This window comes from Tabrizicola sp. (assembly GCF_034366665.1).
Lineage (GTDB): Bacteria > Pseudomonadota > Alphaproteobacteria > Rhodobacterales > Rhodobacteraceae > Tabrizicola.
In genome coordinates this window covers 16,791-33,204 of the sequence record NZ_JAXMMF010000044.1, presented here as the reverse complement: position 1 = coordinate 33,204, position 16,414 = coordinate 16,791, and the positions used below count along the sequence as shown (strand labels likewise).

General features: G+C 66.1%; 15 protein-coding genes and 1 tRNA gene. 8 read left to right on the top strand and 8 right to left on the bottom strand.

The genetic code is table 11. The features are described 5' to 3' along the window. Positions 1-187: 187 nt before the first annotated feature. A complete protein-coding gene (locus tag U1E69_RS05960) occupies positions 188-928 on the bottom strand; it encodes a DUF72 domain-containing protein (protein ID WP_322243447.1) in 741 nt (246 codons plus the stop codon). A 116-nt stretch (positions 929-1,044) separates the two neighbouring features. On the opposite strand from U1E69_RS05960, the gene U1E69_RS05955 reads away from it, so the two are divergent. Next, on the top strand, positions 1,045-1,338 hold the full coding sequence (locus tag U1E69_RS05955; protein WP_322243446.1) for a hypothetical protein: 294 nt from the start codon (positions 1,045-1,047) through the stop codon (positions 1,336-1,338). A 59-nt stretch (positions 1,339-1,397) separates the two neighbouring features. Next, entirely contained in the window at positions 1,398-1,904 is a 507-nt protein-coding gene (locus tag U1E69_RS05950) for an REP-associated tyrosine transposase (RefSeq protein WP_322243445.1), read from the top strand. A 184-nt stretch (positions 1,905-2,088) separates the two neighbouring features. Here U1E69_RS05950 and uvrB read toward each other — a convergent pair whose 3' ends face one another. Continuing rightward, positions 2,089-4,272, bottom strand: a complete 2,184-nt coding sequence (gene uvrB / locus U1E69_RS05945; RefSeq protein WP_322243444.1) for an excinuclease ABC subunit UvrB — start codon at positions 4,270-4,272, stop codon at positions 2,089-2,091. 140 nt (positions 4,273-4,412) lie between these two features. Between uvrB and U1E69_RS05940 the strand changes: the two genes are divergently transcribed. After that, entirely contained in the window at positions 4,413-5,273 is an 861-nt protein-coding gene (locus tag U1E69_RS05940; protein WP_322243443.1) for a class I SAM-dependent methyltransferase, read from the top strand. A 211-nt stretch (positions 5,274-5,484) separates the two neighbouring features. After that, on the top strand, positions 5,485-5,796 hold the full coding sequence (locus tag U1E69_RS05935; RefSeq protein ID WP_322243442.1) for an ETC complex I subunit: 312 nt from the start codon (positions 5,485-5,487) through the stop codon (positions 5,794-5,796). A 3-nt stretch (positions 5,797-5,799) separates the two neighbouring features. Here the strand turns inward: U1E69_RS05935 and U1E69_RS05930 are convergent, their stop codons facing one another. Continuing rightward, positions 5,800-6,993: a hypothetical protein gene (locus tag U1E69_RS05930; RefSeq protein ID WP_322243441.1), complete on the bottom strand. Its 1,194-nt coding sequence runs from the start codon at positions 6,991-6,993 to the stop codon at positions 5,800-5,802. A 136-nt stretch (positions 6,994-7,129) separates the two neighbouring features. Here U1E69_RS05930 and U1E69_RS05925 point away from each other — a divergent pair, with 136 nt between their 5' ends. Continuing rightward, positions 7,130-7,594, top strand: a complete 465-nt coding sequence (locus U1E69_RS05925; RefSeq protein WP_322243440.1) for a GNAT family N-acetyltransferase — start codon at positions 7,130-7,132, stop codon at positions 7,592-7,594. 31 nt (positions 7,595-7,625) lie between these two features. Next, a tRNA-Arg gene (locus U1E69_RS05920) sits at positions 7,626-7,702 on the top strand. A gap of 84 nt (positions 7,703-7,786) precedes the next feature. On the opposite strand, the gene U1E69_RS05915 is transcribed toward U1E69_RS05920, so the two are convergent. The 5 genes from U1E69_RS05915 to U1E69_RS05895 form a co-directional block, all read right to left on the bottom strand. After that, the gene (locus tag U1E69_RS05915; protein ID WP_322243439.1) at positions 7,787-9,025 is read right to left on the bottom strand and encodes a mandelate racemase/muconate lactonizing enzyme family protein; all 1,239 of its coding nucleotides are present in this window, start codon (positions 9,023-9,025) and stop codon (positions 7,787-7,789) included. 135 nt (positions 9,026-9,160) lie between these two features. Beyond that, complete coding sequence (locus U1E69_RS05910; protein ID WP_322243438.1) at positions 9,161-9,862, bottom strand: alpha/beta fold hydrolase; 702 nt, start codon at positions 9,860-9,862, stop codon at positions 9,161-9,163. Then, positions 9,855-10,634, bottom strand: coding sequence for an alpha/beta fold hydrolase (locus U1E69_RS05905; protein WP_322243437.1), 780 nt, complete (start codon positions 10,632-10,634; stop codon positions 9,855-9,857). Before U1E69_RS05905 ends, U1E69_RS05910 begins: the two co-directional genes overlap by 8 nt. Further along, complete coding sequence (locus tag U1E69_RS05900; RefSeq protein ID WP_322243436.1) at positions 10,631-11,596, bottom strand: threonine ammonia-lyase; 966 nt, start codon at positions 11,594-11,596, stop codon at positions 10,631-10,633. The genes U1E69_RS05905 and U1E69_RS05900 overlap by 4 nt, the downstream gene beginning before the upstream one ends. Then, positions 11,593-12,420 (bottom strand): alpha/beta hydrolase, encoded by an 828-nt coding sequence (locus U1E69_RS05895; RefSeq protein WP_322243435.1) that lies wholly within the window; start codon positions 12,418-12,420, stop codon positions 11,593-11,595. Before U1E69_RS05895 ends, U1E69_RS05900 begins: the two co-directional genes overlap by 4 nt. 123 nt (positions 12,421-12,543) lie before the next feature. Between U1E69_RS05895 and U1E69_RS05890 the strand changes: the two genes are divergently transcribed. Continuing rightward, positions 12,544-14,325: an ABC transporter transmembrane domain-containing protein gene (locus U1E69_RS05890; RefSeq protein ID WP_322243434.1), complete on the top strand. Its 1,782-nt coding sequence runs from the start codon at positions 12,544-12,546 to the stop codon at positions 14,323-14,325. A gap of 110 nt (positions 14,326-14,435) precedes the next feature. After that, positions 14,436-16,328 (top strand): acyl-CoA synthetase, encoded by a 1,893-nt coding sequence (locus tag U1E69_RS05885; protein WP_322243433.1) that lies wholly within the window; start codon positions 14,436-14,438, stop codon positions 16,326-16,328. The last annotated feature ends 86 nt before the right edge of the window (positions 16,329-16,414 follow it).

Sequence of the window (16,414 nt, the reverse complement as noted above, 5' to 3'; positions counted from 1 at the left end):
CAATGCGATGGCATAGGGCTGCGGTTGCGAAGGGTCGAAGGTGATGCGCAGCGCAAGACACGGTGTGTCATGCGTGATCGTGCAGACGGGAGTCGCGGTGAACTCCCAAGCCGAAGCAGGGGCTGCAACAAGACAAAGGGCGATCAGCATGCGCATGGTCGGTGAGATGGTCCGGAATAGTGTGGCGTCAAGCAAGCCGTTGCAGAAGCGCTTGCGCGGCAGCTGGATTCGCGACCTTGTGCCCCGAGATGACGAAGGCGAAGACCTCGCGCTCCTTGGCGATCCGGCGCAGTCGGGTGGCCCAGCGGTCAAGCTCGTCCTTCGGGTAGCCCTGGGGCGCGCCCTCGCGGGTGCCCATCAGGCGGATGTAGGCGAAGGGGGCCGTATCGGCGTCGATCTCGGGATGGGGGCCGTCCGTTGCCCGGACGATGGCGATCTTGCGGTCCGACAGCAGGGCGGCAAAGGCGGGGGAGCGGAAGCTGTCGTGCCGCGCCTCGATGGCATGGCGCAGGGGAAGGCCGTTCAGGCTGTCAGGCAAAAGGTCAAGGAAGCCAGCCAGGTCGGCGCAGTCGAAGACCCGGGTCGGCGGCAGCTGCCAGTTGATCGGACCAAGCTTCGGCCCCAACTCCTCCAGCCCTGACCCCAGGAACCGGCGGACCTGATCGCCCGTCTCGGCCAGCTTCCGGCGGGTGGAGACATAGCGCGGGGCCTTCAGGGTGAAGACAAAGCTCTCGGGCGCATGGCGCGCCCACTTGCGGAAGGTGGCGGGGACCTGGGTGCGGTAGAAGGTGCCGTTGACCTCGATCGCGGTCAGCGCCCGGGCGGCAAAGCGCAGCTCGTCGGCCTGGCGCAGATCATCCGGGAAGAAGGTCCCGCGCCAGGGATCGAAGGTCCAGCCGCCGACTCCGATGCGGATGGGGTGGGGCATGAGGTCTCCTGCATTGGTGTTGAGGGATCAACGCCGGTCGGCGGCACCTGTTCCCTTGCGCGTTAACCGCACTGCAATTCCTTCCAGCGAAACTGCCGGAAAGAGCGGAGGTGCCGATGGACCCGGTGGACGAATTCGCGCGGCTGAAGGCCGAGATCCGGCGGTTGCAGGACCGTGCCGATGCTTTGCGCGACGGTTTCCTGAAGCCGGGCGCGCGGCTGCGGTCGAACCGGTACGAGATCACGGTCAAGCGCCAGAAGCGGCGGATGTTCAACAAGGACCGCCTGCCTCAGGCCGTGCTGGCCGACCCTCGCTACTGGGAGGAAAGGGAGAGCGAGGTTGTTACCTGCCGCGCCCTGACCTCCACCCTGACCGGCTCCAAGGCCGAAGACATCGTCCTGATCGAATGACCCGTAGGGTGGGCGATATCGCCCACCCTACGCCCGGAACCCCCTTGAAAGGGCAGCCCATGCCGAACTATCGCCGCTTGCGCGTTCCCGGTGCCACCTGGTTCTTCACCGTCAACCTGGCCGAACGGGGCGGGACGGCACTGACCGACCGCATCGACCTTCTGCGCGAAGCCTACCGCGTCACCGCGGCCGAACAGCCGATCCGGTGCGAGGCGATGGTGGTCCTTCCGGACCATATCCACGCCGTCTGGACGCTGCCGCCCGGGGATGCCGACTTTTCCCGCCGCTGGCAGAAGATCAAGGGACGCTTCACCCACGCTTCTGGCTTGCGCGGCGCGCAGTCGCCCAGCATGGCGGAAAAGCGGGAGGCCGGTCTCTGGCAACGGCGGTTCTGGGAGCACATGATCCGCGACCCCGACGAGGAACGCCGTGCCATCGCCTATTGCCTCAGCGATCCGGTCCGGCATGGCCTGGTCGCCCAGGTAGAGGACTGGCCGTTTTCGACGCTTCACCGCGATCTGCGGACGAAGGTGGGCGAATCGCCCACCCTACGGGCTGTGGCGTAAGCGGGCTGATCGGCCGTTCACCCTACGGCTCTGCCTGCAAAGGGCAACAGGCCCCCAGACTTATGCGGTGCTGCATCGTGCAAATTGAACTATCTGCCGGCAGGTCCTGCCGGGACTTCGCCGCCAACTAGCCTGGTCCTGAAGTAGGGTGGGCGATTCGCCCACCTTCCGATCATCGGTACGCCTACCGCCCCCGGCGGGAGCGTTTGCCGCCCCGCTGCCCCGCCCGTCCTGCAGTCGACCGTCCCGCCATCTTGACCGCCTCTTCCACTGCTTCCTCGATCACCTCCTGCCGGGCGAAGGGGTCGTCGGCGACAGCCAGTTCCACCGCCTCCAGCCGCTTGACCTCGTCGCGCAGGCGGGCGGCTTCCTCGAACTCCAGGTTCTCAGCCGCCTTGCGCATCTGAAGGCGCAGCGCGTCGAGGTGGGCCGCAAGGTTCTTGCCGACCATCGGCTTGTCGATCTTGGTGGTGATCCGCGCCTGGTCGGTGTCGCCCTCCCAGGTCCCGAACAGGACATCCTCGACGTTCTTCTTTACCGTTTCCGGCGTGATGCCGTGCTTGATGTTGTAGGCGATCTGCTTTTCGCGGCGGCGGTTCGTCTCGCCGATGGCGCGTTCCATCGACCCCGTCATCCGGTCGGCATACATGATCACCCGGCCTTCACTGTTCCGCGCGGCCCGGCCGATCGTCTGGATCAGGCTGGTTTCCGAGCGCAAGAAGCCCTCCTTGTCCGCGTCCAGGATCGCCACCAGCCCGCATTCCGGAATGTCCAAACCTTCGCGCAAGAGGTTGATGCCGACCAGCACGTCAAAGGCCCCAAGCCGCAGATCGCGCAGGATTTCAATGCGTTCGATGGTGTCGATGTCAGAGTGCATGTAGCGCACCCGGATGCCCTGTTCGTGGAGGTAGTCGGTCAGGTCCTCGGCCATGCGCTTGGTCAGGACCGTCGCGAGGGTCCGAAGGCCACGGGCGGCGACCTTTCGAATCTCGTCAAGAAGGTCGTCGACCTGCATTTCCACTGGCCGGATTTCGACCTGGGGGTCGATCAGGCCCGTGGGGCGGATGACCTGTTCGGTGAAGACGCCCCCCGTTTGCTCCATCTCCCACGCCGCGGGGGTGGCAGAGACGAAGACGCTTTGCGGGCGCATCGCGTCCCATTCCTCGAACTTCAGGGGGCGGTTGTCCATGCAGCTGGGCAAGCGGAAGCCGTGCTCGGCCAGGGTCATCTTGCGCCGGAAGTCGCCCTTGTACATGCCGCCGATCTGCGGGACGGAGACGTGGGATTCGTCTGCGAAAACAATGGCATTGTCGGGGATGAATTCGAACAGCGTCGGCGGTGGCTCGCCCGGCGCGCGCCCCGTCAGGTAGCGGGAGTAGTTCTCGATCCCGGCGCACGACCCGGTCGCCTCCAGCATTTCCAGGTCAAAGTTGGTGCGCTGCTCCAGACGCTGCGCTTCCAGCAGTTTGCCCTCGCCAGTCAGCTGTTTCAGGCGGTGGAACAGCTCATCCTTGATGCCTTTGGTGGCCTGCGCCAGCGTCGGACGCGGGGTGACGTAGTGGGAGTTCGCGTAGATGCGGATCTGCTGGAAGCTGTCGGTCTTGGCACCGGTCAGCGGGTCGAATTCGGTGATCGACTCCAACTCCTCGCCGAAGAAGCTGAACCGCCAAGCGCGGTCTTCCAGGTGGGCGGGCCAGATTTCCAGGCTGTCACCCCGCACCCGGAAAGCGCCGCGCTGGAAGGCGGTCTCCAGGCGGCGGTATTGCTGGGCCACCAGTTCCGCCATCACCTTGCGCTGGTCGTACATCTGGCCGACGACAAGGTCCTGGGTCATCGCCGAGTAGGTCTCGACCGACCCGATGCCGTAGATGCACGAGACCGAGGCCACGATGATCACATCGTCGCGTTCCAGCAGCGCCCGGGTGGCCGAGTGGCGCATCCGGTCGATCTGTTCGTTGATCTGGGATTCCTTCTCGATATAGGTGTCGGTGCGGGCGACATAGGCTTCGGGCTGGTAATAGTCGTAGTAGCTGACGAAGTATTCGACGGCATTCTCGGGAAAGAACCCCTTGAATTCGCCGTAGAGTTGCGCGGCGAGCGTCTTGTTCGGCGCAAGGATGATGGCGGGACGCTGGGTTTCCTCGATCACCTTGGCCATCGTGAAGGTCTTGCCCGTCCCCGTCGCCCCCAGCAGGACCTGGTCGCGGTCGCCCGCCAGAACCCCGGCGGTCAACTCGCGGATCGCTGTCGGCTGGTCGCCTGCGGGCTGGAACGGGGTCGACAGCACGAAGCGACGCCCGCCTTCCAGCTTGGGCTTGGTCAGGACATCGGGCCGCTCGGTCAGGGCATTGCTGTTGTTGTGCGGCATCGTTCGCCTCTCGGGGAGTCGGGGGAGAGACAGATTTGATCCGTTTTTGTTCCAGTTCAAGCGGTGATCCGGCGTCATGGGGCGAAACCGTTGCCGAAAGCGGGGCAAGCGGCTAAGGCTCGGCCCACCAGAGGTGAGTGATGGCAGACAAGATCGATACGCGGGCCGTGGGGCTGGATGTGGGGCTGGCGTTCATCCGCTGGCTGACCGGGGCCGAGAACCTGCACTACGGGCTGTGGACCGGGCTGGAGGTGACGGCAGGCAACCTGCGGGCCGCGCAGGACGCCTATACGGTCAAGCTGTTCGGCTATCTGCCCGCAGGCCCGTTGCGCATCCTGGACATCGGCGGTGGCGCGGGCGAGACGGCGAAGAAGCTGTTGGCCCTGGGGCACAGCGTCGATATTGTCGTCCCCTCGGCCTTCCTGGCCGCGCGGTGCCGCGAGACGGCGCAAGGGGCCACCGTCCACGAATGCACCTTCGAGGCGTTCAAAGGTCAGGGTCCCTATGACCTGTGCCTTTTCTCGGAAAGCTTCCAGTACATCCCCCTGTCCGAAAGCCTGCCGAAATGCGCGCGGCTTGTGGGCCCGGGCGGGCAGGTGCTGATTGCCGACTGCTTCCGGACCGAGGCCTATCAGGGCCGGCAAGCCATCGGCCCGCAGCCGGGCGGCGGGCATCAGCTGACGGCGTTTCGGGCGGCGGTCGACGCATCGGCCTTCACCGTCGCTGCCGAAGAAGAAATCACCGACGCCGTCGCCCCGTCGATCGACCTGGAACAACGCCTGTTTCACGTCCTCGGTCACGGTGTGACACGCGTATCCGACGAGATTCGCGGCAAGCGGCCCAAGGCGCATTGGGCGCTGGGCAAGGCCATCGGCCTCTTTCTGTCCCGCAAGCGGCGCGACAACCTGATGCAGCGGCTGACCGGCACCACCCGCACCTCCGAGGCGTTCCGGCGCTACAACAACTATCGGATCATCCGGCTGCAGCAGCGCCAGCCTTAAAATTTCCGCCCACGAATACAACTTTAGGTTGATTTGCCCGGCGACTTGCGCAAGACTGACTCTGCAAGCAGCAACTGAAGCTGTCGGTCGGCGTCGACCCTACCCCACACCTCCCAGACGCCGACCGACAGTCCTTTCAGATGCTGGCTTTTCTGCCGCTTGCGCTTTGCCCAAAGCATTGAGATATACGGGTGACGTTCGGAGGATTCCAATGCGCGCCCGCATCTACCAGCCCGCCAAGACCGCGATGCAGTCCGGCTCTGCCAAGACCCACCAGTGGGTGCTGGAATATGCGCCCGCCTCGGAACGCGAGGTTGATCCGCTGATGGGCTGGACCTCGTCCAGCGATACCCAGTCCCAGGTGCGTCTGAAGTTCGAGACCCGCGCCGCGGCCGAGGCTTATGCGGCCGAAAAGGGCATCGCCTATGACTTGGTCGAACCGAAACCCCGCAAGCCGGTGATCCGCGCCCGCGGCTATGGCGAGAATTTCGCCACCGACCGCAAGGGCGCCTGGACGCACTGACCGCTACTTCAGGATGTCCGATCCGATCCAGATCGTGTCGCCAGCCTTGAAGACGTAGTCGGAGCGGACGAAGCTGCCGTCCTCGGCGAAAAGGGTGACAAGCCCGTCCTTTACCTCATAGCGCCCAGCCTCAGAGTGTTCCGACCCACTGGAGAACCCGCTGCCGTTGTCGAACGTCGCCGAGGCCCCGGCATAGGCGCCATAGACCCAGGTGCCGTCAAGATTGTAGGTGGTGTCAGTCATCCGCGTGACCCCACCCGACATCCCGATGCCCGGGGTGAAACCCGTGGCGAAGATGGTCGAGATCACGCCGTTGATCTTTGTGCCATCGGCCAGAAGGTCGATGGGGTCCATCCGGCGATCCCCCTTCAGGAACGTGTCGTCCGAGACCTCGAAGCTTTCCACCTCTTCCGAGGCGTAGTGCAGCGTCAGGGTATCGCCGTCCAGGCTGTAGCTGCCCCAGTCCATGTCGCCCTGCGCCAGCAGCTCTGCCCGGTCGAAGGGCACGGTGCCAGTCGGAGGCGTCCCGTCGTAGAAGGTGCCGTCGGGGTAGAAGGTCAGCCAGTGGTGGTCGATCTGCATCTGCATCATGCCGTCGATCCCCATCATCCACCAGTTGCTCGTGCCCCACCAGACGCCCGCAAGGTCGCCTGGAACCGGCGGTGGCATCAGAGGCTCTGCGCCTTCCGAGACAAACCGCGCGCCTTCCAGCATGGGAACAACGTCGCGCTGGAAGACGGTCATGGCCGGAGGGATGTCGTCGGGGTCAGAAGCTGGCGCAGTGAAGGCAACGAGTTCCATACGGCCGAAAAGCTGCACGGCGAACAGGATCTGCAGATCGCCGTCGACGGTCTGGCCCAGGATCGCGCCCGGACGGCCCTTCAGGTTGAAGACCTCGGGCGGTACGATCTGGGTGATCTTCGGCGGCTCGGTCTCGTCGGGATCGACGAAGCGTCGCGTCTGCTGGCCAAGCCAGGTATCCACCCTGCCACCGGTCAGGGTCCCCGCCGTGACGCGGATCGCGCAGAACTCGCATTCGTCGTCGGGCAGTTCGGATCGCAAGGTCAGGATGCCATCATTCGTCCCCCCGCTGACCCAGCCCTTCGGCAGATCGAAGATCAGGTTCCCGTGCTGACGCGTTTCAGCCGCAAGCGGGGTACCAAGAAGGCAGATGGCAATCAGGACAAACGCGCGCATATGACCCTCCGGATGGGACATAAAGTGCACGACGCAACCGCCGCGGTAGTGGGGAAAACCATGCCGCATGCCGACCGGCGGAGTTTTGCTTGTGTCTTGCCAAGTCGCGCGGCAGGAAAGCGGCGGAGGGACCAGAATGCCGATCATGATCACCGAAGAACACCCACTGACCCCGGACCTGGAGCTGCTGTTCCAGCGGCACACGGCGGACATGCACGCGGATACGCCGCCCGAATCGATCCACATGATGGACAAGGGGGCGCTGGCCGCGCCCGGCATCCGGTTCTTCGTGCTGCGCGACGCGGGCGAGGCCCTGGCGATGGGGGCCTTCAAACGGATCGACGCGACCCATGCCGAGATCAAATCGATGCATGTCCTGGCCGAGGCACGGGGCCGCGGCTTGTCAAAGGCGATGCTGGACCATCTGGTCGCCAAGGCGCGGGCGGACGGGTTCACGCGGTTGTCGCTGGAGACCGGGGTGCAGCCCACTTTCGTCGCGGCGCGGGCGCTTTATGCCCGGGCGGGGTTTCAGGACTGCCCGCCCTTCGAAGGCTACTGGGACGATCCGAACTCGGTCTTCATGACAAAGGTGCTTGCCTGATCTTTTTCCCTGTCGCAAAAGCAGGGGGTGCGGGCTCATAGCTCAACTGGATAGAGCAAGGACCTTCTAAGTCCGAGGTTGGGGGTTCGAGTCCTCCTGGGCCCGCCATGTCATCCGACACCGCCATTTTCCAGAACAGGGAGCCGTCCTCGTGGCATCGAGCCACTCGGACGGCGTTGCCACGGATGGTGGTCAGGTGATCGAGCTTGGCGCCCCTCCTTCAAACCGGTTGCCGTGGCGGTAGTCGCAGGGCGCTTCCTGCATCTGCAGGTGCAGGCCCGTTCCGGTGTAAGGATGCGCGCGGGCGACGTCCTCGTCGAAGTCGATCCCAAGGCCGGGGGCTTCGGGCGGGATGATGTAGCCGTCCTCCCACTTGATCGAGTTCTTGATCAGCTTCTGGTGGAAGGCGCCGCCGGTTTCGATCGTCTCGGCGATCAGCAGGTTCGGGATCGAGGCGGCGAAGTGGACGTTGGCGGCCCATTCCACGGGGCCAGCGTAAAGGTGGGGGGCCATCTCGGCGTTGAAAATCTCGGCCATCGCGGCGATTTTCTTGGCCTCCCAGATGCCACCGACGCGACCCAAGGCGGGCTGCAGGATCTTGACGCCCCCGGCGCGGAGGAGGGTGCCAAACTCGGCCTTGGTTGTCATGCGTTCGCCGGTCGCAAGGGGGACGCGGACGGATTTGGCGACCTCGGCGAATTCCAGAAGGTTGTCGGGCGGGATCGGCTCTTCGTACCAAAGCGGGTTGTAGGGTTCCAACTCGCGGCCCATGCGGATCGCGCCGGGGGTGGTGAACTGGCCGTGGGTCCCGAACAGAAGGTCGACGCGGTCGCCCACCGCCGCGCGGATCGCTTTGCAGAAGGCGACGCTGCGGGTGATGTCGGACATCGCCGGTTCATGCCCGCCGCGAATGGTGTAGGGGCCCGCGGGGTCGAATTTGACGGCGGTGAAGCCAAGATTCATGAAGCGAACGGCGGCCTCGGCGGCGGCGTCGGGGTCAACCCAGAACTCGGCCGATTCCTGGCCGGGCTCGGGGTAAAGGTAGGTGTAGCTGCGGATGCGGTCGTTCATCTTGCCGCCCAACAGCGCATGGACGGGGCGGTTGCGCGCCTTGCCAAGGATGTCCCAGCAGGCGATCTCAAGCCCCGAGAAGGCGCCCATCACGGTGGGGTCCGGGCGCTGGGTGAAGCCGGCAGAATAGGCGCGGCGGAACATCAGCTCGATGTTCTCGGGGTTTTCGCCCTGCATGTGGCGTTCGAAGACATCTTCGATCACTGCGCGCATCGCCTTGGGGCCGACAGTCGAGGCGTAGCATTCGCCGTAGCCCACGATGCCGGTGTCGGTGGTCAGCTTGGGGAAGATCCAGTAGCGCCCGCCCCAGCCCGGGAACGGCGGCGCGACGACGAAGATTTCAAGGTCCTTGAGTTTCATGCGCCGCGCCCTTTGTCTGGCCAAGGCCCCTGGGGTCACACCCGGTGCCGCGTGGGATACCTTCGTGCAGGGAAAGCTAGTGGCGGATTGCCGGGCATGGTCGCCGGAAACCGACCTGAGTCTGACGCAAAGCTGCTATTCCAGGATGCCAAGGCAAAGCCGCGCCAGCAGATCGGCCAGCCGGGCGGGCATGGCAAGAAAGGGCGAATGGCCGGACGGAAGGCTGTGGCGGCAGTCCTGGGGCACATGCGCAGCCATCTGACGCTGATACTCCGGCGGAATGGTCTGGTCGTTTTCGCAGACAATGTAGTGGCGCGGCAGGGGTTCGGCCTTTGTGGGCCAGAGCGGGGTCTGCTGCGGCAGGACGGGCTGCGGGCAAAGCTGCGCCGTGGCCCAGGCGGCAAGGTCGGGCGGGCAGTCCTGGTAGAAGGCGGCGGGGGCCAGGGCGGGGTCGATGGTGAAGCTCTGCCTGTCCTCGGCCAGGCGGATCGCGGGCATCAGCGGTTGCGATGGCCCGGCGCGACGCATGTCGGCAAGGCTTAGGCCTGCGGCGGGCAGATAGGCGCACAGGTAGATCAGGCCGCGGAAGCGGTCCGGCGCAGCCTCGGCCGCGGCGGTCATCGCATAGCCACCAGCTGAGTGGCCGACGAGGATGGTGTCAGGGCTGGCGGCGGCAAGGATGGCCCGGACATAGTCGTCAAGGGTCGTCGGGCTGCCGTCACGGCCAGGCAGGTCGATGGCGCGGGCGGAGAGGCCGCGCTGATGAAGCTCGGGCAGGAGGCGGTCGAAGCACCAGGCACCGTGGCAGGTGCCGTGGATCAAAAGCAGCTCAGTCATGGGCAATCCGGGTCAGGAAAGAGGTCAGCGCCTCGGCAAAGGCGTCGGGGTGGGTCAGCATCGACAGGTGGCCACCGCCGCGCAGGATGTGGAAGCCAGAGCCTGCGACAAGATCGGCCAGTTCGCGCTGCATGTCGGCGGGGCATTTGCGATCCTCCGACCCGGCAAGGACCAGAGTCGGCAGGCGCAGCGTGGCGGTGGTCTGGTAGAAATCCGCCGTGGCGGTGGCGGCAGCGACGCCCTGCCAGCCTTCGGGGCGGGTGCGTGCCAGCATGACCCTGACCGCGTCCAGGGCCGGAGAGACCCTCCAGCGCGGCCCCAGAAGGGCGGCGCATTCCGCCTCAAGGTCCGGCCCCTGCTCGGCAAGGCTGGCCAGCCTGGCCTGCCAGAGCGTGGGGTTGCCGAACCGCGTGGCGCTGCCGGTCAGCACCAGAGCGCGCACCAGGTCCAGCCGCTTGACCGCCAGCCCCTGCGCGACAAGTCCGCCCTCGCCCAGCCCGACCACGACCGCATCCTTCAGCGCGAAATGGGTCATCAGCCGTTCGACGTCGCGGATCAGGCTGCCCATGCCATAGGGAGGGGGCGGCGCATCCGAGGCCCCGTGGCCGCGCAGGTCCAGCCGCAGCACCCGGTGGTGCACAAGTGCGGGCATCAGCGCCTCCCAGACCCGCAGGTCCAGGCCGAGGCCGTGGATCAGCACCACTGGCGACGCACCCTCCGGCCCGGAAAGGTCGGCATTCAGTCGCAGGTCCTCCAGCCAGACCAGGGTCACGCAGACCGCTCCAGCACCGTGGCGAAGATCGCCGGATCGACGTTGCCGCCAGTGGCGACGGCGATGACCGTGTCAGGCAGACCTTCGCCGAACAGCGCTGCGGCCAGGGCGACGGCCCCGCCCGGTTCCAGCACGATGCGCAGGTGGGTGAAGGCCAGCGCCATCGCTTGCAGGGCCTGGGCGTCGCTGACCACGGCGCCCGGACCGGCCAGGCGGCCAAGGATCGGGAAGGTCAATTCTCCGGGCGACGGCGTCAGGATCGCGTCGCAGATCGAGCCGCTGAGCGCCGGGTTCCGTTGCCGTGCCCCAACGGCAAGCGACCGGGCCATGTCGTCGAAGCCCACAGGCTCGGCCGTACGGACCTGAAGGCCGGTGGCCCGCGCCTGTAGGGCAAGGGCGATGCCAGAGGAGAGCCCGCCCCCGCCGCAGCAGACGAAGACGGGGGCCTGGGTGATACCCGCCTCGGCAGCCTGTTGGGCAAGTTCCAGTCCCACGGTCCCCTGCCCGGCGATGACCTGCGGGTCGTCATAGGGCTTGACCAACGTCAGGCCCCGGTCCGCGGAAAGCCGCGCGCCGATGGCGTCCCGGTCTTCGGTGGCACGGTCGTAAAGCACCACCTCGGCCCCATAGGCGCGGGTGTTGGCGATCTTCACGCCCGGCGCGTCCGAGGGCATCAGGATCACGCAAGGCGCGCCGTGGGCGGCTGCCGCATAGGCCACCCCCTGCGCATGGTTGCCCGAAGAATAGCCGATCACGCCGCGCTTGCGGGCTTCGGGGGACAGGGCCGAGACAGCGGACCAGCCGCCGCGCGCCTTGAAGCTGCCGGTGATCTGCAGACATTCGGCCTTGACGAACACCCGTCTGCCGACCAGCCGGTCCAGCAGCGGCGCATTCAACAGCGGGGTGTGGCGGACATGGCCCGCCATCCGCGCGGCGGCGGCTTCGATCATGTCCAGGTTCATGCCAGCCTCGTGAGGAAACCCAGGACCAGCGCCACGGATTCGGCCTCATCCAGGAAGGGGATGTGGGCGCGGTCGGGGACCTCGGCAACGGTCATGTCGGGGCGGTGGGCACGCATCTTCGCCACAGTCTCGGGCGTCAGAAGATCCGAGTTCGCGCCCCGGATCAGGGCCAGGGGCAGACCGGCCAAGGCGTCGAACAGCGGCCAGAGGTCAACGGGAGGGCCGTCGAACGCCGCCAGGAACGCATCACGCAGGGCGGGGTCGTAGGGGATGCGCAGGCCCTCGGGCGTCTCGACGGCAAGCTTCCGGGCTTCCTCCAGCCAGCGCGACATCGGCACGTCCCGGAAACCGGGGGTGCGGGACAGGCGTTCGGCATAGCCCTCGATCGTGCGGCCCGCCGGGTTGCGGCCGACGTAGTCGAAGATGCGGGTCAGCCCATCGCGAGCGATCTCTGGCCCCACATCGTTCAGGCACAGGCCCAGCACCCGGTCCCGTGCGGTGGCCCCAAGCACCATGCCGATCAGCCCACCGCGCGATGTACCAAGGATTGCCGCCTGCGGAACCCCGAGGTGGTCAAGGAGCGCAAGCGCATCCTTAGCCTCTTGTGCGACGGTGTAGGTCGCAGGGCCGGTCCAGTCGCTGGCCCCGCGCCCACGGTAGTCCATCCGGATCAGGCGCAGCGGCGGCAGGTGCGGGACTAGGTAGTCGAAGTCGGCCATGCTGCGGGTCAGGCCCGGCAGGCACAGAAGCGGCTGGCCTGTGCCCTCGTCACTGTAGGCAAGCCAGGCGCCGTCCGGGGCGCGGAAGCGGGAAATCTGGGTCATGCCGTCAAGGTGGCACGCGGCGGGGGCGGGCGGAAGGGGCTGTCTGCGGCCTTTGGCCCGCGGCGCTTGTCCCTGCGGCCCCGGCAGACTAAACCCATGCCCGGAAGTGGTGAGGCGAGGCGGATGGCAGACACATCAGCGGTCGAGGATCGGCCGAAGTCGAAACAGGTGGGGGCGCTGCGGGGTCTGGTGCCGTTCCTCTGGCCCTACCGGGGCCTGCTTGGGCTGGCGCTGATGGCGCTGATCCTGACCGCCTCGGTCAGCCTGATCCTGCCTTTGGCCGTGCGCCGGGTGGTCGACGGGTTCAACGACGCCAACGCCGCCCTACTGGACCAGTATTTTGGCGCCGCCCTGATCATCGCGGCCTTGCTCGCGGTCGGGACCGGTCTGCGCTACTATCTGGTCACCCGGCTGGGTGAGCGCGTTGTGGCCGACATCCGCCGCGCGCTGTTCGACCGCGTCCTTGGCATGTCGCCCGCCTTCTTCGAGCGTATCCTGACCGGCGAGGTCCTGAGCCGCATCACCACCGACACCACGCTGATCCTTTCGGTGATCGGGTCCTCGGTCTCGGTCGCGTTGCGCAACGTGCTGATCCTCATTGGCGGGCTGGTGCTGCTGTTCCTGACCTCGGCCAAGCTGACCGGGCTGGTGCTGCTGATCGTGCCCGCAATCATCGTGCCGATCGTGGTCCTGGGCCGCCGCTTGCGGGTGCTGTCGCGCGAAAACCAGGACTGGATCGCCGCCTCGTCCGGGTCGGCGTCCGAGGCGCTGTCCTCGGTCCAGACAGTGCAGGCCTTCACCCATGAGGGTGCCACGCGCGGCCAGTTCGCCGAAGTGACCGAGAAAAGCTTCGCCTCGGCCAAGACGCGGATCAAGACGCGGGCGGTGATGACGGTGATCGTGATCTTCCTGACCTTCGCCGGGATCGTCGGCGTCCTTTGGGTCGGGGCGCGGGACGTGCGGGCGGACCAGATGTCGGTGGGCGCGCTGATCCAGTTCGTGATCTATGCGGTGATGGTCGCCGGGTCCGTGGGGGCCCTGTCGGAAATCTGGGGCGAGTTGCAGCGGGCCGCCGGCGCGACCGAGCGGCTGGTGGAACTGCTGGGCACCGAGGATTCGGTGCAGGACCCGGTGCGCCCCGTCGCCCTGCCCCGTCCGGTGCGTGGCGAGATCGCGTTTCAGGACGTGACCTTCCGCTATCCGGCGCGCCCCGAGACTTCGGCGCTGAACGGGATCAGCCTGCATGTGAAGCCTGGTGAAACGGTCGCTTTGGTCGGGCCTTCGGGCGCGGGCAAGACCACGATCCTGCAGCTGCTGATGCGCTTTTATGACCCGCAATCGGGCCGCATCACGCTGGACGGCTTGGCCCTGACCGACATGGCGCGCGCCGATTTCCGCCAGGCCATCGCCCTGGTGCCGCAGGACCCGGTGATCTTCGCCACTTCGGCGCGCGAGAATATCCGCTTCGGCCGTCTGGATGCCACCGACGCCGAGGTCGAGGCCGCCGCCCGCGCCGCCGCCGCGCATGACTTTCTGACCGCCCTGCCGCAGGGCTATGACAGCTATCTGGGCGAACGCGGGGTGATGCTGTCGGGCGGGCAGAAGCAGCGGGTGGCCATTGCCCGCGCCATCCTGCGCGACGCGCCGATCCTCTTGCTGGACGAAGCCACCAGTGCCTTGGACGCGGAAAGCGAACGCCTCGTGCAGGCTGCGGTGGAAAAGCTGGCCGAGGGGCGGACGACGCTGGTCGTGGCGCACCGGCTGGCCACGGTAAAGCGCGCCGACCGCATCGTCGTCTTCGACCAGGGCCGGATCGTGGCACTTGGGACCCATGACCAACTGGTTGCGGAGGATGGCCTGTACGCCCGCCTTGCGCGGCTCCAGTTCACCGACGGTTCCACCTGACGTCACGTCCCGGCAGCAGGGGTCGGGACAATCTGACTTCACAAATGCGTTTGTGATCCCCATGTTCGTCCGAAGCCTGCGCGATAAGCGGGCACGAAGGGGAGGAAAAGATGACCACTTTCGCCACAGCCGCGGACCTGAAGGCCATTGAAGCCGAAATGCCCTGGGCCGATCGCGGCCAGGCCAGGTCGATGTATGAATACCTCAGCCGCGCCAAGGCCGCCCACGGCGCTCGCCCCGCGATCAGCTACCAGCTGCTGTCAGGGCCCGAGACCAGGAAGCTGACCCTCACCTGGGCCGAATTGCACGCCAAGGTCACCCAGGCCGCGAACCTGTTCCGCAGCCTGGGTGTCGGCGAAACGGACGTGGTCGCCTTCATCATGCCGAACGCGCTTGAGACGGCGATCGCCCTTCTCGGCGGCGCGGTCGCGGGCATCGTCAACCCGATCAACCCGCTCTTGGAGCCGGAAAAGATCAGCGCCATCCTGCGAGAGACAAATGCCAAGGTCGTCGTCACCCTGAAGGCCTTCCCCAAGACCGACCTGCCGCAAAAGGTGTCCGAGGCGGTGCAGTACGCCCCGAACGTCAAGACCGTGCTGGAGGTTGACCTCGTGCCCTATCTGTCGGGCCTGAAGAAGGTCATCGTCCCTTGGGTCCGGCCGAAGAACCCACCGCAGCACACCGCTAACATCAAGGACTTCGGGGCCGAACTGGCACGGATGCCCTCTGACAAGCTGACCTTCTCCGATACGCTGGAAGACCGCGTTGCAGCCTATTTCCACACTGGCGGGACCACGGGCATGCCCAAGGTCGCGCAGCACAAGGTTTCAGGCATGGTCTACAACGGCTGGCTCGGCTCGACGCTGTTGTTCAAGCCCACCGATGTCGTGATGTGCCCGCTGCCCCTGTTCCACGTCTTCGCCTGCTATCCGATCCTGATGTCGATGATCGGCTCGGGCGCGCATGTGGTCTTCCCGACCCCCCAGGGCTATCGCGGCGAGGGCGTCTTCGACAACTTCTGGAAGCTGATCGAACGCTACAAGGTGACCTACATGATCACCGTGCCCACAGCCCTTGCCGCGCTGATGCAGCGCCCGGTCAATGCCGACATCTCCAGCCTGAGAAGCGCCTTCTCCGGCTCTTCCCCGCTGCCGATCGAGCTTTACAATCGCTTCAAGAAGGAAACCGGCATCGAGATCATCGAAGGCTACGGCCTGACCGAGGCGACCTGCCTTGTCTCGATCAACCCGCCCGAGGGTGCGAAGAAAATCGGCTCGGTCGGCCTGATGTTCCCCTATTGCAACGTGCGCATCCTGACCAAGCAGGGCGCGACCGAGTTCCGCGAATGTGCCGTCGACGAGGTGGGCGAGATCTGCATCTCGAACCCCGGAGTCTTCGAAGGCTCGACCTATACCGAGGCTGACAAGAACCGCGAGCTTTTCGCCGAGGGCAGCTTCCTGCGCACAGGCGACCTGGGCCGGATCGACGCCGACGGCTATCTCTACATCACCGGGCGGGCCAAGGACCTGATCATCCGCGGCGGCCACAATATCGACCCGGCGATCATCGAAGAGGCCTTGATGGGCCACGAGGCGGTGGGTTTTGTCGGCGCGATCGGGCAACCCGATGCCCATGCCGGTGAACTTCCCTGCGCCTATGTCGAGCTGGTCAAGGGGTCCTCGGCCACGGTGGACGACCTGATGGCCTATGCCTCAAAACACATCAGCGAACGGGCGGCTTTGCCCAAGCATCTGGAAATCCTGCCGGAATTGCCGAAGACCGCCGTGGGCAAGGTCTTCAAGCCCGACCTGCGCCGGATGGCGATCACCCGGACCTTCGACGCGGCCCTGGCCGAGGCTGGGGTCCCCGCCCGGGTGGCCGCTGTGGTCGAGGACAAGAAGCGCGGGCTGGTCGCACAGCTGCAGAAGGCCGCTCCGGTCGAGGATGCGGCGGTGCAGTCGGTGCTGGGCCAGTTCTCGAACCCGTGGGAGTGGGCCGCCTGAAGCCGCAACAGGGCACACACTGTCGCCCGGATAACTGCAAGTTTCATTTGCCTGAATCGCGCAGTGGCGCGAAGACAGGCGCGAAG

What these genes read in the sequence shown, in the direction of transcription:
- U1E69_RS05935 (WP_322243442.1), top strand. Translation starts at nt 5,485, where the DNA reads ATGCGCGCCCGCATCTACCAGCCCGCCAAGACCGCGATGCAGTCCGGC.
- U1E69_RS05955 (WP_322243446.1), top strand. Translation starts at nt 1,045, where the DNA reads ATGGACCCGGTGGACGAATTCGCGCGGCTGAAGGCCGAGATCCGGCGG.
- U1E69_RS05940 (WP_322243443.1), top strand. Translation starts at nt 4,413, where the DNA reads ATGGCAGACAAGATCGATACGCGGGCCGTGGGGCTGGATGTGGGGCTG.
- U1E69_RS05885 (WP_322243433.1), top strand. Translation starts at nt 14,436, where the DNA reads ATGACCACTTTCGCCACAGCCGCGGACCTGAAGGCCATTGAAGCCGAA.
- U1E69_RS05900 (WP_322243436.1), bottom strand. Translation starts at nt 11,596, where the DNA reads ATGAACCTGGACATGATCGAAGCCGCCGCCGCGCGGATGGCGGGCCAT.
- U1E69_RS05895 (WP_322243435.1), bottom strand. Translation starts at nt 12,420, where the DNA reads ATGACCCAGATTTCCCGCTTCCGCGCCCCGGACGGCGCCTGGCTTGCC.
- U1E69_RS05915 (WP_322243439.1), bottom strand. Translation starts at nt 9,025, where the DNA reads ATGAAACTCAAGGACCTTGAAATCTTCGTCGTCGCGCCGCCGTTCCCG.
- U1E69_RS05960 (WP_322243447.1), bottom strand. Translation starts at nt 928, where the DNA reads ATGCCCCACCCCATCCGCATCGGAGTCGGCGGCTGGACCTTCGATCCC.
- U1E69_RS05925 (WP_322243440.1), top strand. Translation starts at nt 7,130, where the DNA reads ATGCCGATCATGATCACCGAAGAACACCCACTGACCCCGGACCTGGAG.
- U1E69_RS05950 (WP_322243445.1), top strand. Translation starts at nt 1,398, where the DNA reads ATGCCGAACTATCGCCGCTTGCGCGTTCCCGGTGCCACCTGGTTCTTC.
- U1E69_RS05910 (WP_322243438.1), bottom strand. Translation starts at nt 9,862, where the DNA reads ATGACTGAGCTGCTTTTGATCCACGGCACCTGCCACGGTGCCTGGTGC.
- uvrB (WP_322243444.1), bottom strand. Translation starts at nt 4,272, where the DNA reads ATGCCGCACAACAACAGCAATGCCCTGACCGAGCGGCCCGATGTCCTG.
- U1E69_RS05890 (WP_322243434.1), top strand. Translation starts at nt 12,544, where the DNA reads ATGGCAGACACATCAGCGGTCGAGGATCGGCCGAAGTCGAAACAGGTG.
- U1E69_RS05930 (WP_322243441.1), bottom strand. Translation starts at nt 6,993, where the DNA reads ATGCGCGCGTTTGTCCTGATTGCCATCTGCCTTCTTGGTACCCCGCTT.